The sequence below is a fragment of the Patescibacteria group bacterium genome, from assembly GCA_041665345.1.
Classification (GTDB): Bacteria; Patescibacteriota; Patescibacteriia; order PEXW01; family PEXW01; genus JBAYJA01.
The window spans coordinates 345,990-362,582 of record JBAYJA010000001.1 but is presented as its reverse complement, the minus strand read 5'-3'; the positions used below and the strand labels follow the sequence as shown (position 1 = coordinate 362,582).

Genomic DNA, 16,593 nt, shown 5'->3' with positions numbered 1-16,593 from the left:
GTACTAATTCTATTTCTGTCTTAAAAAATCCGTTTACCGAGTCTTTCCCTTATACTCATAGTACTTAATACTCACCCCTTGATATCGGTCAATCAAGCCTTCATAAATAATACTTATCAAAGGTTCATAATCACTTTCCGCATCAATCTGTGCTAAAGCTTTCCGATATCGATTTTTGTTTTCCTTTTCAACCTTTACCGAAATACCAACCAGCCCATACCTTTCTAGAATCAAATTTGCGGCTAACCTTCCTGTTCTACCATTCCCCTCTCGGAAAGGGTGAATATAGGTAATACGATGATGCGCCCAAGCTGCAACTCCAATAACATGTTCGGTTGCTTCAATTATTTTTTCCTCATCTTCAGTATGTGTTTTAGAGGTATTTATAATTCCTTCAACCTGGCCTAAGGAGGATAATTTGTCCTTTAGGTCTTCGTTCATTTTGTGCATTAATTGAGGAACTTCTGAATAATGGGGTAGCACAAGCTTAGAATCTGTGATTTCTAAATTTTCACGCCTGTATGTTCCCGCTATTTCAGGCCACACATCAAAAAAAATTTTCTTGTGTATTTCACAAAATACATCAACGTTTATCGGTTGATGCTGGTGAGCAAATTTTCTAATAAAACGTGACGCTCGGATTACTCCAAGCGCTGATCGTTTTTGAAGTTCTTCCTCGTCTAGTGGACGACGAAAATCAGAACTTACCATCATTGAACCTCTTCACCAAGCCGATTGAACTCTGATCGATCCAGCTTACTTCCTTCAAGCGTGCTTGAATAATATGCATGCTCAATATCCCAAGTTTTTTCTAGAGTTGATCGTTGATGTACACTAAGTTCAGAAAGTTGCTTACGGGCTATTTTAATAGCCGTAAATAATTGTTTCTCCGTTCCCTTTTCCATATTTTTGCTCATTTCTTAATATGTACTTGAGTATACATGAAGACCTAAGACTTTGCCACACCTACAAAATAATGTCAAATGCAAACCAGGTAAACCTCCTCATTACCAACTGAGCACCCCGCGCCAGCCACAATCAAATGCGGCCCAGCCGTGTGGGTTATCGCTTGCTTTTGGGCAGGGTTGAGAGTTGGCAGAAGGGGCATGGGGGTATTGTAGGAGGTTCCGCATACAAGAGCCAAGACTTGACAAGAAACAGAAATGTGCTACATTAAGCCATTGCAAAAAGGTAAAACAAACTGGAGGTTTAAAATGGATTGTAATTTCATGTCCTGGTCCAAAATCGCGCAACAGTGCCCACTTCATTGTGAACTCGTGGAACTTGGAAAACACCACTTCACGCAGAAGCGTGACAGTAGAGGAAGATTTTCCACGGGCAAAACCGCCATTATCTCCCCGGTGGCAGGCGAACTCACCGTTACCGATGAAGCAAACGGCTTCCGCTTCTTCCATACCGGCCTGAATGGAGGGGAAAAATTCGTTCCAGGCCTGAACGCCGACTTGTCCCCGAACTACAACAGTGTGTACTTCGGAACAAAGTAAATGCATTCCTGTCAGTACCTTAACCCCGCACAGTACTTGTGTGGGGTTAACTTTTCATCTAAATCCTAAACCTTGGTTGGTTCAGGGTTTCCAGGAGGGGCATGGGGGTATTCTAGCAACCTGGAAAAATGTAGGGCACCAGCCATTGACAATCTCTCCTGCCCTGCCTAAGGTGAAGCCAAAATTGATCCTAAGAAATTTGGAGGGAAAATGGAATTTATTGTTGCGCATTGGTGGGTGTGGATACTCACACTAATCATTGGTGTTCTGAGTTTCTTTGCAATTATGTTTCCTGGTTTCTTGGTCATGCTAGGAGGCACACGTAAGGAGATGCGGTTCATTGAAGTGTGTATGGCGGTATCAGGCGCTATAGTCGCCATATCACTTATCCTCCTCATCCTCGCCGGCTTACATGCACTACAGGTACTCTAAACAACCAAAAATTTCTCGAGCTACCAACATTGGTGGCTCTTTTTGTAAATCAAAATTCTTTAGCGCAGCTAAAAAAGACTTTTACCCAGTCTGGTAGGTAAAAAAAGTGTATGGGGTATAAGAAAATCCACCGTCCGATATGGAGGTGGATTTTTATAAAGGACCTATAACGCCTTGATAAATTGCTCGAATGGCGTAGCTAACATGGTCTGAATTGTGGAGTGGCCTAATTCCCGTAAAATCGGAACTACTTTTTCAATCGTTTGAGGTTCCTCACTCTCAAGAATATAGACGAGGTCATATGTCCCCATGCAACCATAGCCTTCAACAAAAGTGACACCTCGGCATTCTTCCTTCAGACGTTTCTCTACCAAATGCAAAGTGCTTTTCATTTGCTCGTTTGATCCACACGCCTCAATGCCTAAATTTGTAAGCAAAATGTACGTTGCCATTTTTCCTCCTTCTCTTTGTATTTTTTTGTGTGTCTACCTTACGAAAAAAAAGAAAAACTGTCAATCCCCTTTCACTTGCTGGCTTGAGCTTAGGTTTGACAGTAGAGTGCCGGCAGACTAAGATGGCGTAAACACAAAACATACCAGTTTGGAGGTACGATGGATATTCATAACATACGTTTCGCCCCCGGAAGTACAAAAATCGTCACTGGGAAGACCCTCAACACATCCGGTTGCCCGTTTTGCAACCACAAAGGGAGCAGCGACTCCACCCGCGCATTCCTCAAAGAGGAGCTGCCCGAAGAGCTACAGACGTGCGGTAATGTGTACATCCACGTTTGCTTGAGCTGTCACCTGCGGTCCATTGCCGTGCAGCATCTGCCCACAACTTACCAACGAGAAAAGCTCAGGGCGCTCGTCGCGGAACACTACGGCGGGGTGGCAGATGAACGACTCATGTTCGTTACCATGCTTCGATCTACAAGCAAATGAAGTACGACAAAACCTAAAGCGCTGTTACCAGCGCTTTTTTATTTCTAAATTGCTTCCGATGCATACAAAAACCCCGGGCAAGATGCTCGGGGTTTACTTTGTTGCAAAGGGCTACTGCATGGTGGCCAAACTATTGATCTGGCGCGCGGCTTGACAAAAAGCAAGTTCTGATTTACGATTGGCTATTAAAAATACACACAAAGGAGTAAATATGAGTAAAAGAAGGCACGCTAAAGCAAAACTGCAAAAATTCGATGGTCCATTTTTCCCGCCGATCATTGAAAAGTTTAACGAGAAACTGGCTGACCCAAATCGCGCACTACTAAACCAGGATGACCTCCGTATCCGCTGCAAGCGGCTCCCACATTACAGGGGAACTGCGAGTACGATCATGGATATTCCCCTTGGACTAACCACAAGTGACGGTTACTACTGGTTTGCAACCTTTTGGTTTGAAACCGGCATCTTGTTCTGGAAACGCACGGTTCTTGTCCTCATGCCGTGGTCACAAGATTGGGATAATATCGACGGCAGCCAGTGTGACCGTTCTGCAGCAATCTATACCAGTGGTAACCCAAAACCAGAATTCATTGAGTACGCAATTCAAGCGGTAATGAAAATGCTCTAAAAAGTAATGCTCTCTCTTCGGGGAGAGCATTTTTCATTAACAATGAATAATATAAACTTGGGTGAGCGCACCTTAGAGAAGGTACGCTCGAGGAATTATTTTCACCGTTTACACTGTTATGACCAAACTTGCGCTTGTTATGCATTAAATGGACTTAAAACAACTTCCGAATCTTCCCCCAATCAAAATATTGGTACGGCGGTTGGGTGAAACGTTTGGGTAAACCGTCTTTGGTGGGATTGTAGCGGATGTACTCCACCACGGTTTCCAAATACTCCGGGGTATTAACGATTTTAGTGTAGAACCGGCGTTGCCAAATTGCTCCAAGTTTGTGCTTGTATGAGAAATTCCCTTTGATGGATTGTATAAGGTCGGAGATGGTGAATGGCTTGGGTGTACGCGCCGGGGACGAGCGCACCTTAGAGAAGGTACGCTCGGGGGAGGCGCGTTCAAGGGAGGCGCGTTCGTGAATCGGAGTGGGTTCGGGGAAATTATTATTATCAATCCTTTTAAATTCCCCCGAGCGCATGCTCTCAAGCGTGCGCTCGACGGGGACGGGATCAACCTCGGAGGTGGGTGCATCACCACCAACAATATTTTTACCATCCTCCTCCAACGTGCGCGTGCCGGTTAAAAGGTGAACGTGGTTTGGTATTATTTGGTATGCCAAGATATCAAAACCCTTCAACCTGGCCGAGGTAAACATTTCCTCCTGGAGTAACTTTGCAAATCGCACATCTTCAAACACCGGCTCCCCTCCCCGCGTGTTGAAGGTGACGAAGTACGGGCACTCGTCTTGATGTATTCTGCGCTGGGTCATGCAGCCAGTGTACGCTCCCTGGTGAAAATGCAAAAATAAGAAAAGACCGACATTTCTGCCGGTCTACGTTGAGATTAGTTTTTGGACAGCCCAGCGAAGAGGACAAATACCCCTACAACAAGGAAGATGAGCTGCAATCCTCCAAGTAACCAGATGCCTACTCCAAACGTGACGATGTTCTGCCAGAATCCTGTAGGATTGGCGATGCTCCGCAAGAGGAGAAAGAACCAGGTGGGAATGAGCGCAAGAGCTGTAACAATGATGATGAAAATGATCCGATTTAACATTCTTTTTTCCTCCAAATGTTTTGTTGATACCAATTCTACACACAATCGAGAATGTGTCAATAGTGGCACCACGGCTTCTACTCGCTACAAAGCAAAAACCCGCACTGCTGCGGGTTTTGCGAATCGTTAAAAATTTAAACTGTTGGCTCTTGGACTTGCACCGCGTTGGTGTTTGGCAGACTGCGGTACAGGTAGACGAAAGCCAACCACACCACGGGCATGGCCACAAACACACCCACACCCAAGCAGATGACACCCAGGACCATGGTGCCAAGGCAGGCCAAAGCGAAGACGAAGAGTTTGCCTTTAATCCCCCGGGTCATTTCCGCACTGGCGTGCATGGCCGTTCCAACATCCATGTTTTTGTCCACGATGAGCATGATGGTGAACATGTAGCGCAAACCCCAGATGATGCCGGGCACAATCAGGAGGATGAGCCCACCAATGACAATGAGCCCCACCAAAATTGAACCGCCCAAAATCCGCCAGTAGTGCTTCAACTGAGTGAACAGAACGCTAAACTCTTGCTTCTTGCCGTCTTTGTAGTCAAGCAACAGGCGGTACAGGCCGCCCATAAGCCAAGCGCTGATGAAAATGCCGAGGATGCTAAAACCACTTCTGGTCCCTTTAGAATTTGGAATATTGGTGATGACTCCGTACAACACGGAGATCCCAATGAAGTACCAGAAATCCTTCTTGAGCGTTTCCCAGCCGTAGCGGAAGGCCGCGCCGGTGGTTATCATTTTCGTTTCCATAGGTATACGGGGTTAAAAAAACTGAAGAAAGATACTTAAATCGAACGGATACTGTTAATGACGCTACAAATAATCTTCATATTTCACACCAACCCAACCTTTTTGGTACGGCACACAGAACGCTGCATCATGGGTTATAAAACCGCCTTCAAACCCGCAAAATATTTCACATTCAGTTGATGAAGAACACTTTTTATAAGCATCCTGCGTTTTGCCAATTCCGCAATAATTCTTTTCAGCTATTTCAAAAACTTCTCCACCATCGCGTTCGCATTTTATTTTATAAGCAATTTGCACTGCCCATCCAATGACTGGCGCATCGCCCCAAATACCTACACCTTCTTTACTATCAGTCTGTACAAATGGGATAATAACAAAAGCTACGACGCCAACAAGAATTATGAATATTGCAAATACAATACCAACCCGCTTTACAATACTGCTTTTCTTAACAACGTTTGAATTGATATCCTGCATGTAGGAAGACAAAAACTATCGACTGTAAAAAAATTGCAACGCTTCGTAGACAAAGAACACAGGCCAGACAATCGCTTGGAGCACACCCAGCACGCCGTCCCAGAAGCCCGTGGCCGTGGAGATGAAGTAGATGACCGCGCCCACGAAACCCAAACCGTAGAAGGCTTCACTGGTGCGTTTGCTGACGTGGAGGTCAAACATAGGCTTTTAGGTTACTTGAGCGATAATGACCACGTAGTTTTTCCCGTACTTCTTGGCGCACTTGGGACAGGTGGTGTACCACATATACTGCTTCTCTATTTCAGCATACCCCTGCTGTTTTGCATAGGTGGTGAAGTCTTGGCACCACTTCCGAGTATCCTGAAATTTTCCTTCGTAGACCTTACTCAGGAACGTCCCACTAAGGGTCACATTGTTCGCACCCACAATTTCCTTGTCCACGGCTAAGTACAAATCCATGTTCCACTTGGACGTGTGATCGGAAAGTGTCAGCATGTCTGGCATCTGCGCCCCGGCCTTTTCCACCCTCGTCGTTAACTGCTTCATGGTGCTGCCAAAATTTAGGGGCATATGGAAAATAGTGAACACTTTGCCCTTGATAAATTTCTTGTTCTGCCACGCAAATTTCTTGCCGTCCCAGGGTGTGGGGTCAAACTTGGGGCAGCACTCTTTCTTGGGGTCGTAGGTTTCCATACGGTTGGTCAAAAGGGGGAAAGACGGACTGAACTCCTCTATTATAGTACGTGTTTATAGAATAAGTATAGCGCTTTGGCTATGTGGGGGGATAAAGCGCCGTTAGGGAAACGGGACCTACAAGACACTCCAGGGAGTAAGGGGGGGTCAAAAAGGTAACTACAGAGTAGTCACCCAGTGTACCTAGCTTTTCCAAGATGCAATCAAAACCGCAAATGTTTACGTTGACGCTCTTTTTGTTATACTAGGTATACAAATTGGAAAAGTACATTACAAATGATACTCGGAGGTTCTAGTGAAAAAGAAAATGAAGATTATGCTTTTTGTAGCCGCATGGGCTATTGTTGGGATTGTTAGTTTGTGCATAAGAACACAAATAGACACGCCACTCGTTCATAAAGTTTTGTTTCCGGGACTTGTATTGATCGAGTTCGTTTCGCTCATTGCCATTTTTGTGTATGGAGTGCAACGAGCGGAAGAAACTATCAAAAAACAGTAACATTCCCATTTCGTTTTTATCACATTTTTTTAGGGCGCTTTTCCAAGCGCCCTTTTGTCTACAAAAAGTTAGATTCTCAGGAAAAACCCCAGCATGTGCGTGCTGGGGTTTCTGAACTACAAGTGCACCTTGCTTGCACTATGCTTCGTCTTCTTCTGCAACCTGCGGTAACACCCCCGTACCCGCAACTTGGAGGTTCCAAAGTTTGCCGTACAGGCTCAGCTCCATAGCCAGCAGCTGATCGTGCGTACCGGTTTCCGTAATGCGACCATTGTCCATGACCACAATGCGGTCCATCGCGCGGATCGTTGAAAGACGGTGGGCAATTGCTAAGACTGTCTTCCCGGCCATAAGCTTCGCCAAGGCGGCCTGCACCAGCTGTTCAGATTCGGAATCCAAACTGGATGTCGCTTCATCCAAGACGAGAATGGGTGTATTCGCGAGCATTGCCCGGGCAATGGCCACGCGCTGGCGCTCGCCCCCGGAGAGTTTCACCCCGCGCTCACCCACAAAAGTGTTGTACTGCTCAGGGAAAGTCTGAATGAACTCATGACAGTGAGCCGCGGTGGCTGCCGCAATAACTTCCTGATCCGTAGCCTCCGGCTTGCCGTACCGAATGTTCTCCATGAGCGAACGGTGGAACAGTACCGGATCTTGCGGCACCAAACTAATGTTCTGACGCAAACTCTCCTGCGTGACTTTGGAAACATCCTGACCATCAATGGTAATGGTGCCACCCGAAACGTCATGCAACCGAAGCAAAATTTTGACGACCGTTGATTTCCCCGCCCCGGATGGGCCAACCAGTGCCACGTGCTCTCCTGGTGCAATGTCCAGACTGAAGCCATGGAGCACGCGCCGGGTTCGCCGGTAATTGAAGTCGACAGTAGAAAAGCGTACGGCACCGCTCGAAACAACCAAGGGTTTGGCTGTGGCGACGTCCGTTACTTCTAGGGGTGTTTGCAGCACCACGGTCATTTCATCGGCGTCTGCCAAACTTTCATACACGTCCCGAGCCACACGGCCAAAATCCCATAGCCGGTTGAAGAGCACCAACACGTACGACTGGAAGAGTACGAAGTCTCCCAGCGTGAGTGTCCCCTGCTTCCACAGGTGGATGACCAAAATGAAACCACCTATCTCCAGGCAAATCATCAGGAAGCCTTGGACCGAGTCAAAAATGCCGCTGATATTCCAGCTCAGCATGTACAGCCGTCGTTGGTTATCCATCGCTCGGCTGAACCGCCGCACTTCTCGCAGGAAGCCACCAAAGAGCGTAATCGTACTGTAGTTGGTTATGGAATCCGCCAGAATTGCGGTGGACTTGGTCTCCGCTGCGGAACGCGCCAGATCGTACTTGAGTTTGTACCGAATGAAGAACACCTGCGCGCCAAGGAAGATGACGAGCCAAATGAAAATGACGAGTCCCAACGTAGCGTTACGCTGAAAGAGCACGGCGGTAATTGCCACCAAGCTGACAATCATGGGAATAATGCGCCAGAAAATGTCGTCAGACACTTTTTCAAACGCACGAGAAAACCACTTCACCTTTTTCACCAGTGAGCCCACAAAGTTATTGGCGAAAAAACTCACGGCGTGCCGGTGCAGTGTGGCAAAGGACATGGTACTCACGTCGAACATTACTTTGCCTTGCACAATGATCGATGCAAAGGTGGCAACCCGGTACATAGCCCAGCCAAACAATTCCAAGGCACCAATGGCGAGCAGCGCGTGAAGTAACTGCTGTGCAACGCTGTTCCGATCAAAACCAGCATTCGCCAATGTGTCGAAAAACTTCTTGAACAGCAACGGTAAAACCACACCCTCACTTGTAGCGAGAATGATTGCAGCCAACGCAATGCCGGTAACCCAGGGATACCGTTTCACGTGCTGCCAGTATATACGTAATGTTGCGGATGTATGTTGCGACATAGAGAAAAGGAAATGGCACAAACTCCCCCTCAGATGAGGACGTTTGTCAATCGTCGAAATGCAGTGTACTGCAGTTTGTACGCAAAGTCAAACCCCAGAACATTCGCCCTGGGGTTTTTACATTTATACCTTTCCAAAAAGGACGTTTAGAGAATTGCCGCGGAGCACCAGCGGACCAAGGTGGAGAAAACCTTCAGCCACGTGGCACCCATTTGGCAAACGAACACCGTACTGCCGGCACTGCACCCGCCGCACTGAGGTGAGGTACTCCGCCAGTGGTACATCACCGGTGTAACTTGCCAGCTGCGATTCGTGGCACGCAATGGCTTGCATACCGACACGCAGATCCTCATCCGAAATGCCAATGAGCACATTTGGCGCAACATCCGGCGGCAGCATGTAGTAGAGCAAGTGCTCCACACGGTGAGGAGGAGTAGCATCCACCTTTGCAAGTTTCGCCAGGAGAATGGACTGCGTAACAAGTTCGCCGGTCGTGTAGTGGTCCGTGTGCGCGGAGACGCCGTGCAATATTGAACCGCACACCGGGAACGGGGCAAATACCACGCTTGGCTGATGCGCTCTCATCAACCTGGCAATCTCTAGCTGGCCGGTACGAGTATTCTCAACACCGGTATCCATGAAGTGCATCAACAATCCGTCAACGCCCAATACCTTGGCAGAAGCCTGAAATTCTTGCTTCCGCGTTACCGAATCACCATGCGTCCCCATTTCACCCGAGGTCAGGGAGATCATCAGCACTTGCCTGCCGCTACGCGCCAAGTGGGCAAGGGTACCACCCATGTGCCGTTCGGCATCATCCGGGTGGGCGCAAAACACCAAAACCTCGTATTTCTGCATGCAACCTCCTGTTGTCTATGTCTATTGTTATTTTTCTTTTTTCCATCGAGCCCCAAGCCTACCCAAAGCCAATGCGAATGTCAAAAACCCCAGCACGTCTGCTGGGGTTAAAAAACGAAGGATCAGGAGATGGAGATACCCACGCCGAGAGTGAGGCGGTGGCGGGTGTTTGGTGCAAAACGTAAACCCGGAGCGTCCTCGTGCGCAAATTGGTACAACGAGTAGGCGTAGCCAATGTGACCAAAGACGGCGCCAGCCCGACCAAAAGGATTTTTGAAACCCGTCTCCAGGGAGACGAAGAACCGATGCTCGTGCATCCGGCCAAGCTGCTGTTCCACAACCGAACCGTTGCTCTGGCTCACCAGGGCATCAATGCTATAACCACTCAAGTCAAACGTTCCACCAATCTTTGCGCGGTACATGAGCCAGCTGGCGCGGCTGGACGGGTTGCTCCAGGGGGTGGTAATGAACCCAACAATCCCCCACTGGACTTCGGTGGCCGTAATGCTGTACCAGGAATCGTCCGCGGCGGCGTGGCCGGGGTACTGGCTTTCTATTGCCCGTGCATCCGGCGTACTGGTGAGTTGGACACCAACGTGCATGACCTTGAATGGCTGGTACGAGGCCATGGCCGTAAAGCTGGGTTGCCGACGCAGGATAAGCGTCGTGTCCGTAAGCAAGGCGCCATTTGCGGTTCGCGCACTGCCGGGGAATGTTTGAAACGCAAATGTCTGCGAACGACCCCAGGCAAACGAGACTTCAAACATCTTAGCATCGGTTACTGGGGCTTTCCGTTGTGCGGCCGCGGGTTGGATCATGGCAAACATCACCACGAGCAGAGAAATGAAACACTTCTGCATTTTCCCTCCTTGGTATAATTGTGAAGTGCAATTTTCGGTTTCCCTGGAGCCTAACACAATCAGCAAAAAGGTCAAGACAAAACAAAACCCCACCTGACACCAGGTGGGGGAAAAAATGATCAACTGCTGGCCGACCTTCCCATTTCCTCTAAGCATTCCTGACACCGGATCTGCCGTTTTTGGATAATTTCATCCTCCTCCAAAAAGGCCTCGCGTACCGCTTTCCCCTGATCGCTCGTGAGTTCTACCGGCTCATTTCCCGCACTGGTGTCCTCAATGTGTACGATTATTACCCTTCCTTGGAAAACCGTATTTTTTGGATCCGTATACTGCCGACAGTCAGCGCAGTAATCATCCACCGGCTCCATTGAGGTTGTGTAGAGCACCCGGTAGTCAACCCCCTCCACGTCAACCACTAACTCGTTATCATAGTGCAAATGTGCCATGAACCCTCCATGTTTGATGGTTTTTATTTCTCATCACCCTACAACCAGCCTGACGCGTTGTCAAGACAAAAGAAACAGGACCCCAGATGGAGTCCTGTGATGGTGCTACTCAAATGGACGGAGCTTTGGGAAACCCAGAATTTGAAAGTGCTCGAGCAGCTCTCCAAAGGTGTCAATGGTGTTTGGTACCACTACCCGTAAACCACAGGTGTTGCAGCACATTGCATGATGCGTCTGTGAGCTCGCTCGGCAGAAGACGGTACCACCGCACACTTCATGCACCCCAACGAGGTGGCCGATTTGCAGCAGATCCGGGTCATCACGATCAATGGCGATAACATCATGTTGGTCTGAGCAAGCAAAGGATCTTTTCATATTCCCTCCTTCACGGGAATGAGTACATGCTTTGCCTCCAGCCTAGGCGATAACCCTGCGGCTGTCAAAAAAAATGGCGACCTTTGGGGGGGTCGCCAACTACACATTTTCAGGTCTTGGATTTTGCGGGTGTCTTTGGACAATCCTTGCAGTATGCTGGACGATCTTTAATGTCCGGCTCCTGGAAGAACGCGACCGTTGCTAATTGCCAAATGGCTGAATGGTCTTTGATGATTTTTTCTGGAGTAGCTTCTACTTCAACTTTCACCATCTCCACGTACGGCCGGTACGTCCGCTGCTTTTTCTTCTGCAGACCACAGTGCGCGCAAGGTTGGTACCACGCATCGCACGTTTCTTCGTCACCATTGAACCCAACGCAGTAGTACACCTTCACGTAAAAGATATTCAGTTTTCCAGCTTTTAACATTTCAATCTTCAATCGTCGTACATATTCGTAGTACACACCTGGCACATTGCCTCCTTGGTTTTCAGTTTTTCTCTCTCCACCCTATGCAGAATCCAAAGCTTCGTCAAGCTGAAAAAAAGCAGGGCGATGGGTTGCCCTGCTCAAGGTTCTTAGCTCTCCTTTTCCAAGGAGTTTGTTCACATCCCCATACGCCCAACAGGCTAACCCATCCTTGGCACTTCAGTTCCGTAAATGCCTGCATGGAGAGTATAGCAAAAAAAGAAGGCCTGTCACGAGATGTGACAGGCCAAAAGAATTACGCAACCAACTTTTCGTACTGCTCTCTGGTTGCACGCTTTAATGGCAAACGACCATAGCTGAACCATTTCTCAATTTCACTTCGGGTGAGAATGAGAATGGGAACTCGGAGTTTCATGGCTAGCAAGCGGTAGCGTTTGTAACTCGTGGATCGGCCACCTTCTGAGCACTTTGCTTCAATACCCAGAAGGATTTGACCATTGTACGGATCGCCCCGTCCTCCATCCCACACAAAGAGCGTGTCGAAGACGAAATCGGGGCTAACTCCCCAGTCATCTCCCATGGGGAAATGGATGTGATGAATGGATTCAATACCCATACTAATGAGCAGCTCCTGAATGAGGAACTCCTCTTCTGTTTCTAGAAAACCACAGGTACATGGTTTCCCAAGATGGTTTTCTGGGTTACAGCGTGGGGTGTACACCACACCGCGGAATTCAAAGCCACTCCGCGACATAGGTAACGTTGGGCAAAGTGCAACGTTTTTCTGATTTTCAAATTCTCTTTTTGCTTTTTTGGTAAGGAAGACGGACCTCCAGTTCTCGGTTGTTTGGTTATGCAGCCTGCAGGGCAACAATTGGTAATGCACCAGTATGAAGGTACTTTGTGATTTCGACAGCAGACAAAAGGAGTGTTGGCACACCGTACGCTTCTTCAAGCGTTGTGTACTTTCCACTATGTCGCTGGATGGCAGCATTTGTTCGCTTCACTTCAATATTCAAAAAAATCTTGCCGTGGTGTGGGTCACCAACGTTCGTTTCCCACTTGAACATCTTGTCTAAGGTGAAATCCGGACAGACGGCGCTGTCAGCTATGGGAAAACGAATGTGATGCATGAAGCGAATCCGCATGGCAATGAGCAAACGAGCCATGAGGACCTCTTCTACGGTCTCAAAAAGCATGCCGGCAAGCTCAAAGTGTTTGTGCCGGTACGTCTTCTGCACCCTGTGCGGTAACTGACAGAAAAGCTGCCCATTAATCTCAATGCCAACCGGCTCAAAAAAGAATATGTCGAAGTGAGGACATATGGTGTGTTGTAGGTCTTGGAAGGCAACCTCCTTTCTGGCTGAACGAATTGTCAACGAACTTAGTGTTTACAAAAAACCCGCGGGTGAACGCGGGCGCGACTAACAGGGCCTCCTGAAATTCAGCTTTTTTGGCTGGAACAATTGGCGCTCCATGCCCGTATTCTACCACCGGACGCAGAAAAGCAGAAGTGGACTCCATGCCTATCTGATCAGCATTTTGCCAAAGTTTTGACAGACAATTGCACCCCTGCCAGCCTGGCGTACCAAGGACCTGTGGACAACCTGAAAAGGCGAACTGGAAAATACTTACAAGTCATACCCGGCGTACGAGAGGTTAAAACTCTTGTTGATGAGCGGGAAGTCTGGCACCACATTGCCTACCCCAGCATGGCTCAATGCGACCCAATTGAGGATTGACGGATCCCGTGGTGCAACGCGGCTGATATTCCCCTGGGTATCAGTCTGGAGGAAGTATACAATTTCGCCGCGCCAGCCCTCAACGGCGCTAACGGCTATGGTACTTTTTTGCAATACCACATGGTTAACTGAAGTAACGATGGGGCCGACGGGCAGAGCCCGAAGTGCTTGCTGGATGATCTCCATTGCGGACCGCGCTTCCGCTATCCGAACTTGGAATCGGGCGTGAGCATCACCAGCCTGCTCCACTGGGATGTCACCAAGAGTAAGTTTCGCGTACGCCGCGTATGGGAAGTCAATGCGCGTATCTATGGCAATCCCCGCTGCGCGAGCTGACACGCCCACAATCCCGTGCTCTGCAGCAACGGCGTTCGTCAAAACACCCGTACCTTTCAAACGGTTGGTGAGCGAAACGCTGCCCTCCGCAATGGCAATAACTTCCTCAAAATCCTCCTTCATGGCCTGCAAGTCACTCGCGAGTTGCTGCTGCGCATCGTGAGCAATATCCTTGGTGACCCCGCCGACCACGTTGGTACCACGTAAGAATCGACTGCCGGTTAAGCGCTCGTTGAGCTGCATGACCATTTCTCGCAGGCGAGCACCGTTACTCCCACCAAAGTTAAAACCCGTATCCAGCATCATCGCGCCAATATCCCCAAAGTGGTTGGCCAGCCGCTCCAGTTCAGCAAAGATCACGCGTAGGTAACTTGCTCGTTCTGGTACGATGATATTCCCTAGTTGTTCCACTGCTAGGCAGAAGGCTAGCGAGTGACTGAATGAACTATCGCCAGAAATTTTTTCTGCAAGCCGGACTTTGTCCGCCAGTGAGACTTGCTCAAAAAGCTTTTCACTGCCCTTATGGACAAACCCAAGCCGTGGCTCCAGGAGCACGATCTCTTCCCCGGCCACGCTAAAGCGGAAGTGTCCCGGCTCAATAATCCCAGCATGAATAGGACCAACGGGAATTTCGTAGATCCCTTCACCTTCCACTACTTGGAAGGGGTACGCACCCTGCGCAGTTGCAGGACGGGTCTGCCACTGAAAATCTTTTCGTAACGGGAAAAGATTCGTGGGCCAATTCTCATGGAGTACAGTTTGGCGACCATCTGGATGACCACTCAGTTGCAGGCCAAAGAAGCTTCGAATTCGCTTTTCAAAGTTCCATGCACTTTGCATGACCTTCGCCAATGAAGGAAATACATCGGTATCCTTCAGGGTAATGTATGGGATGACGAATGCTTGCTCGTTCCGTGCACTAAAAATGTACCACAAGGTAAATCCCCCACCTTCGTTTCGGTCGTCAGTCGCGGTAATGCACTTGAAGGTCAACCCATGCCGTTTCTGCAAGTCTGTAGCAACGCGAACAATGTCCCCGACGGGAACCGCAAATGCCGATGCGTTCCCATATTGCGTTGCTCGAGTACCGTTTGGGATATACTTTTCCATGGCTGGTAAGAGTTCGTGCATACTAGTATTTTGCCGCCGCTGCATGGACGAGGGTGTTGAGGAATGCTGGCAGGTGGAGGCTCAGGTAGAGCGCAATGACGACGAGGACAAGGGGTGGAATTGTGAGCCATGCGCTTTGCTGACCTGGTTGCATGTCTGCTGGGGCCGTACCAAACACCATACTGGTAATGTGCTTGAAGAAGCCGTAGAAGAGCACGGCCATGAAAAGCAACACGATGATGCTGACGAAAGGGTGCTGCTGCATACCAGCGGACAGAATGTATATTTTCGTAAAGAATATCCCAAACGGTGGCGCGCCGGTAATGGCCAAGAAACCAATGAGCAAGAGCACACTCGTTACCGGAAGGATCCGAAGGGCACCTTGCACTTGGTGAATTTTCGTGGTGCCGTACTTCAGGAAAACGTTCCCCACGGTCAGGAAGAAGGCGGATTTCAGGAGAGCATGGTACAAGGTGTGGAGCAGTGCCGCAAAAATGCCAAGCCCACCGAAGCCAAACCCAAGCGCCAGAATCCCCATATTCTCCATGCTTGAGTATGCCAGCAAACGCTTGTAATTTTTTTGGATGACGACTATGAGCGCGGCAATCCCAATCGTCAGCACCCCAAACGCGATGAGGAGCTTCTGAGAAAAATCTGGACCCACGGCGAGGTCAGTAACCCCTTTGCACTTGATGACTGCGAAGAACGCAACGTTGAGCAACACACCCGAGAGGAGCGCGCTAATCGGCACCGGGGCTTTGCTATGCGCATCTGGCAACCAGGTGTGCATTGGGGCTAAACCCATCTTCGTCCCGTAGCCAATGAGCGCGAAGACGAAAGCGATTTTCGCAATCAACGGGTCAAGGTGTGCAGCATTCGCAAGGAGGCTGCTCCAGGTTGGAAAATCTGCCCCACCTGAACCTTCCAGCACCGTGAGGTACAGCAGCGTGCCAAAAAATGCCAGTAGCAGACCAACGGAATTAATGATCAGGTACTTCCAGGCCGCCTCCATTGCGGTGGGCTTGTTGTAGAAACTAATGAGGAACGCAGTAGCCAGCGTGGTGGCCTCAATAGATAGCCAGGTAAAAATGGGGCTGCTGGAGGTGGCTGCCAAAAACATTGCCACTAAGAAAAGACTGAGCAACACGTACAACTGGCGCACCCGACGAAAACCGATGATCCCATGTGTCATTTCCGTGCGAAGGTAGAATACCGCGTATGCAGTTACCGCCAGACCAACGAACGCAATGATGAGCATGACAATTGCGCCAAGGGCATCCACCGAAAAAAATTGTCCAACCGCGTACACACCACGCACAGCCACCTGGCGGGCGACCAAGAGACTTGCGGTGAACGCGACCACGGTTGCGACAACCGAAACCCACTCAATGACCCGCTGGCGTTTTATGAGCAGGCCAATTGCGGTTGCAAGCAGAAGTGGGATAAATATGAGTGCCAATTCCATAC

At 49.0% G+C, this 16,593-nt stretch carries 24 protein-coding genes; 5 read left to right on the top strand and 19 right to left on the bottom strand.

All coding sequences use genetic code 11. The features are described from left to right. Positions 1 to 33: 33 nt before the first annotated feature. Positions 34 to 714, bottom strand: coding sequence for a Fic family protein (locus tag WCV85_01935; GenBank protein MFA6473613.1), 681 nt, complete (start codon positions 712 to 714; stop codon positions 34 to 36). Further along, positions 711 to 917 carry a hypothetical protein gene (locus WCV85_01930; GenBank protein MFA6473612.1) on the bottom strand — a complete coding sequence of 69 codons (207 nt, stop codon included), beginning with the start codon at positions 915 to 917 and terminating at the stop codon, positions 711 to 713. Before WCV85_01930 ends, WCV85_01935 begins: the two co-directional genes overlap by 4 nt. 297 nt (positions 918 to 1,214) lie before the next feature. Here WCV85_01930 and WCV85_01925 point away from each other — a divergent pair, with 297 nt between their 5' ends. Together WCV85_01925 and WCV85_01920 are read left to right on the top strand one after the other, a co-directional pair. Beyond that, entirely contained in the window at positions 1,215 to 1,505 is a 291-nt protein-coding gene (locus WCV85_01925) for a hypothetical protein (protein MFA6473611.1), read from the top strand. A gap of 210 nt (positions 1,506 to 1,715) precedes the next feature. Continuing rightward, positions 1,716 to 1,937 carry a hypothetical protein gene (locus WCV85_01920; GenBank protein MFA6473610.1) on the top strand — a complete coding sequence of 74 codons (222 nt, stop codon included), beginning with the start codon at positions 1,716 to 1,718 and terminating at the stop codon, positions 1,935 to 1,937. Between the two features lie 164 nt (positions 1,938 to 2,101). On the opposite strand, the gene WCV85_01915 is transcribed toward WCV85_01920, so the two are convergent. Then, complete coding sequence (locus tag WCV85_01915) at positions 2,102 to 2,389, bottom strand: GYD domain-containing protein (protein MFA6473609.1); 288 nt, start codon at positions 2,387 to 2,389, stop codon at positions 2,102 to 2,104. Positions 2,390 to 2,548: 159 nt separating this feature from the next. Here WCV85_01915 and WCV85_01910 point away from each other — a divergent pair, with 159 nt between their 5' ends. Continuing rightward, positions 2,549 to 2,881: a hypothetical protein gene (locus WCV85_01910; GenBank protein ID MFA6473608.1), complete on the top strand. Its 333-nt coding sequence runs from the start codon at positions 2,549 to 2,551 to the stop codon at positions 2,879 to 2,881. 211 nt (positions 2,882 to 3,092) lie between these two features. Further along, complete coding sequence (locus WCV85_01905; GenBank protein ID MFA6473607.1) at positions 3,093 to 3,509, top strand: hypothetical protein; 417 nt, start codon at positions 3,093 to 3,095, stop codon at positions 3,507 to 3,509. Between the two features lie 154 nt (positions 3,510 to 3,663). On the opposite strand, the gene WCV85_01900 is transcribed toward WCV85_01905, so the two are convergent. From WCV85_01900 to WCV85_01875, 6 genes are all read right to left on the bottom strand, one after another. Continuing rightward, a complete protein-coding gene (locus tag WCV85_01900) occupies positions 3,664 to 4,329 on the bottom strand; it encodes a hypothetical protein (GenBank protein ID MFA6473606.1) in 666 nt (221 codons plus the stop codon). Positions 4,330 to 4,403: 74 nt separating this feature from the next. Continuing rightward, positions 4,404 to 4,616 carry a hypothetical protein gene (locus WCV85_01895; GenBank protein MFA6473605.1) on the bottom strand — a complete coding sequence of 71 codons (213 nt, stop codon included), beginning with the start codon at positions 4,614 to 4,616 and terminating at the stop codon, positions 4,404 to 4,406. A gap of 134 nt (positions 4,617 to 4,750) precedes the next feature. Continuing rightward, complete coding sequence (locus tag WCV85_01890) at positions 4,751 to 5,371, bottom strand: hypothetical protein (GenBank protein ID MFA6473604.1); 621 nt, start codon at positions 5,369 to 5,371, stop codon at positions 4,751 to 4,753. A 63-nt stretch (positions 5,372 to 5,434) separates the two neighbouring features. Continuing rightward, on the bottom strand, positions 5,435 to 5,848 hold the full coding sequence (locus WCV85_01885; GenBank protein MFA6473603.1) for a hypothetical protein: 414 nt from the start codon (positions 5,846 to 5,848) through the stop codon (positions 5,435 to 5,437). Between the two features lie 15 nt (positions 5,849 to 5,863). Further along, entirely contained in the window at positions 5,864 to 6,049 is a 186-nt protein-coding gene (locus WCV85_01880) for a hypothetical protein (protein MFA6473602.1), read from the bottom strand. Between the two features lie 6 nt (positions 6,050 to 6,055). Beyond that, positions 6,056 to 6,541, bottom strand: a complete 486-nt coding sequence (locus tag WCV85_01875) for a hydrolase (protein MFA6473601.1) — start codon at positions 6,539 to 6,541, stop codon at positions 6,056 to 6,058. 295 nt (positions 6,542 to 6,836) lie between these two features. On the opposite strand from WCV85_01875, the gene WCV85_01870 reads away from it, so the two are divergent. Next, a complete protein-coding gene (locus WCV85_01870; protein MFA6473600.1) occupies positions 6,837 to 7,040 on the top strand; it encodes a hypothetical protein in 204 nt (67 codons plus the stop codon). Positions 7,041 to 7,178: 138 nt separating this feature from the next. On the opposite strand, the gene WCV85_01865 is transcribed toward WCV85_01870, so the two are convergent. From WCV85_01865 to WCV85_01820, 10 genes are all read right to left on the bottom strand, one after another. Further along, positions 7,179 to 8,972 carry an ABC transporter ATP-binding protein gene (locus WCV85_01865; GenBank protein ID MFA6473599.1) on the bottom strand — a complete coding sequence of 598 codons (1,794 nt, stop codon included), beginning with the start codon at positions 8,970 to 8,972 and terminating at the stop codon, positions 7,179 to 7,181. Between the two features lie 123 nt (positions 8,973 to 9,095). Continuing rightward, positions 9,096 to 9,830 carry a PIG-L family deacetylase gene (locus tag WCV85_01860; GenBank protein ID MFA6473598.1) on the bottom strand — a complete coding sequence of 245 codons (735 nt, stop codon included), beginning with the start codon at positions 9,828 to 9,830 and terminating at the stop codon, positions 9,096 to 9,098. Positions 9,831 to 9,952: 122 nt separating this feature from the next. After that, positions 9,953 to 10,690 carry a hypothetical protein gene (locus tag WCV85_01855; protein ID MFA6473597.1) on the bottom strand — a complete coding sequence of 246 codons (738 nt, stop codon included), beginning with the start codon at positions 10,688 to 10,690 and terminating at the stop codon, positions 9,953 to 9,955. A gap of 119 nt (positions 10,691 to 10,809) precedes the next feature. Beyond that, positions 10,810 to 11,136 (bottom strand): hypothetical protein, encoded by a 327-nt coding sequence (locus tag WCV85_01850; GenBank protein MFA6473596.1) that lies wholly within the window; start codon positions 11,134 to 11,136, stop codon positions 10,810 to 10,812. Positions 11,137 to 11,241: 105 nt separating this feature from the next. After that, positions 11,242 to 11,511 carry a hypothetical protein gene (locus WCV85_01845; GenBank protein ID MFA6473595.1) on the bottom strand — a complete coding sequence of 90 codons (270 nt, stop codon included), beginning with the start codon at positions 11,509 to 11,511 and terminating at the stop codon, positions 11,242 to 11,244. Positions 11,512 to 11,620: 109 nt separating this feature from the next. Further along, positions 11,621 to 11,938: a hypothetical protein gene (locus tag WCV85_01840; protein ID MFA6473594.1), complete on the bottom strand. Its 318-nt coding sequence runs from the start codon at positions 11,936 to 11,938 to the stop codon at positions 11,621 to 11,623. Between the two features lie 295 nt (positions 11,939 to 12,233). Continuing rightward, positions 12,234 to 12,692, bottom strand: a complete 459-nt coding sequence (locus WCV85_01835; protein MFA6473593.1) for a hypothetical protein — start codon at positions 12,690 to 12,692, stop codon at positions 12,234 to 12,236. A 97-nt stretch (positions 12,693 to 12,789) separates the two neighbouring features. Continuing rightward, on the bottom strand, positions 12,790 to 13,107 hold the full coding sequence (locus WCV85_01830; GenBank protein ID MFA6473592.1) for a hypothetical protein: 318 nt from the start codon (positions 13,105 to 13,107) through the stop codon (positions 12,790 to 12,792). Between the two features lie 462 nt (positions 13,108 to 13,569). Further along, positions 13,570 to 15,147, bottom strand: coding sequence for an NADH-quinone oxidoreductase subunit C (locus WCV85_01825; GenBank protein MFA6473591.1), 1,578 nt, complete (start codon positions 15,145 to 15,147; stop codon positions 13,570 to 13,572). A 1-nt stretch (position 15,148) separates the two neighbouring features. Next, positions 15,149 to 16,591, bottom strand: coding sequence for a proton-conducting transporter membrane subunit (locus WCV85_01820; GenBank protein MFA6473590.1), 1,443 nt, complete (start codon positions 16,589 to 16,591; stop codon positions 15,149 to 15,151). Positions 16,592 to 16,593: the final 2 nt, after the last annotated feature.

Bases quoted from the DNA above. Each gene is read 5' to 3' on its own strand.
- WCV85_01935 (MFA6473613.1), bottom strand. From the start codon at position 714: ATGATGGTAAGTTCTGATTTTCGTCGTCCACTAGACGAGGAAGAACTT.
- WCV85_01930 (MFA6473612.1), bottom strand. From the start codon at position 917: ATGAGCAAAAATATGGAAAAGGGAACGGAGAAACAATTATTTACGGCT.
- WCV85_01925 (MFA6473611.1), top strand. From the start codon at position 1,215: ATGGATTGTAATTTCATGTCCTGGTCCAAAATCGCGCAACAGTGCCCA.
- WCV85_01920 (MFA6473610.1), top strand. From the start codon at position 1,716: ATGGAATTTATTGTTGCGCATTGGTGGGTGTGGATACTCACACTAATC.
- WCV85_01915 (MFA6473609.1), bottom strand. From the start codon at position 2,389: ATGGCAACGTACATTTTGCTTACAAATTTAGGCATTGAGGCGTGTGGA.
- WCV85_01910 (MFA6473608.1), top strand. From the start codon at position 2,549: ATGGATATTCATAACATACGTTTCGCCCCCGGAAGTACAAAAATCGTC.
- WCV85_01905 (MFA6473607.1), top strand. From the start codon at position 3,093: ATGAGTAAAAGAAGGCACGCTAAAGCAAAACTGCAAAAATTCGATGGT.
- WCV85_01900 (MFA6473606.1), bottom strand. From the start codon at position 4,329: ATGACCCAGCGCAGAATACATCAAGACGAGTGCCCGTACTTCGTCACC.
- WCV85_01895 (MFA6473605.1), bottom strand. From the start codon at position 4,616: ATGTTAAATCGGATCATTTTCATCATCATTGTTACAGCTCTTGCGCTC.
- WCV85_01890 (MFA6473604.1), bottom strand. From the start codon at position 5,371: ATGGAAACGAAAATGATAACCACCGGCGCGGCCTTCCGCTACGGCTGG.
- WCV85_01885 (MFA6473603.1), bottom strand. From the start codon at position 5,848: ATGCAGGATATCAATTCAAACGTTGTTAAGAAAAGCAGTATTGTAAAG.
- WCV85_01880 (MFA6473602.1), bottom strand. From the start codon at position 6,049: ATGTTTGACCTCCACGTCAGCAAACGCACCAGTGAAGCCTTCTACGGT.
- WCV85_01875 (MFA6473601.1), bottom strand. From the start codon at position 6,541: ATGGAAACCTACGACCCCAAGAAAGAGTGCTGCCCCAAGTTTGACCCC.
- WCV85_01865 (MFA6473599.1), bottom strand. From the start codon at position 8,972: ATGTCGCAACATACATCCGCAACATTACGTATATACTGGCAGCACGTG.
- WCV85_01860 (MFA6473598.1), bottom strand. From the start codon at position 9,830: ATGCAGAAATACGAGGTTTTGGTGTTTTGCGCCCACCCGGATGATGCC.
- WCV85_01855 (MFA6473597.1), bottom strand. From the start codon at position 10,690: ATGCAGAAGTGTTTCATTTCTCTGCTCGTGGTGATGTTTGCCATGATC.
- WCV85_01850 (MFA6473596.1), bottom strand. From the start codon at position 11,136: ATGGCACATTTGCACTATGATAACGAGTTAGTGGTTGACGTGGAGGGG.
- WCV85_01845 (MFA6473595.1), bottom strand. From the start codon at position 11,511: ATGAAAAGATCCTTTGCTTGCTCAGACCAACATGATGTTATCGCCATT.
- WCV85_01840 (MFA6473594.1), bottom strand. From the start codon at position 11,938: ATGTTAAAAGCTGGAAAACTGAATATCTTTTACGTGAAGGTGTACTAC.
- WCV85_01835 (MFA6473593.1), bottom strand. From the start codon at position 12,692: ATGTCGCGGAGTGGCTTTGAATTCCGCGGTGTGGTGTACACCCCACGC.
- WCV85_01830 (MFA6473592.1), bottom strand. From the start codon at position 13,107: ATGGCTCGTTTGCTCATTGCCATGCGGATTCGCTTCATGCATCACATT.
- WCV85_01825 (MFA6473591.1), bottom strand. From the start codon at position 15,147: ATGCACGAACTCTTACCAGCCATGGAAAAGTATATCCCAAACGGTACT.
- WCV85_01820 (MFA6473590.1), bottom strand. From the start codon at position 16,591: ATGGAATTGGCACTCATATTTATCCCACTTCTGCTTGCAACCGCAATT.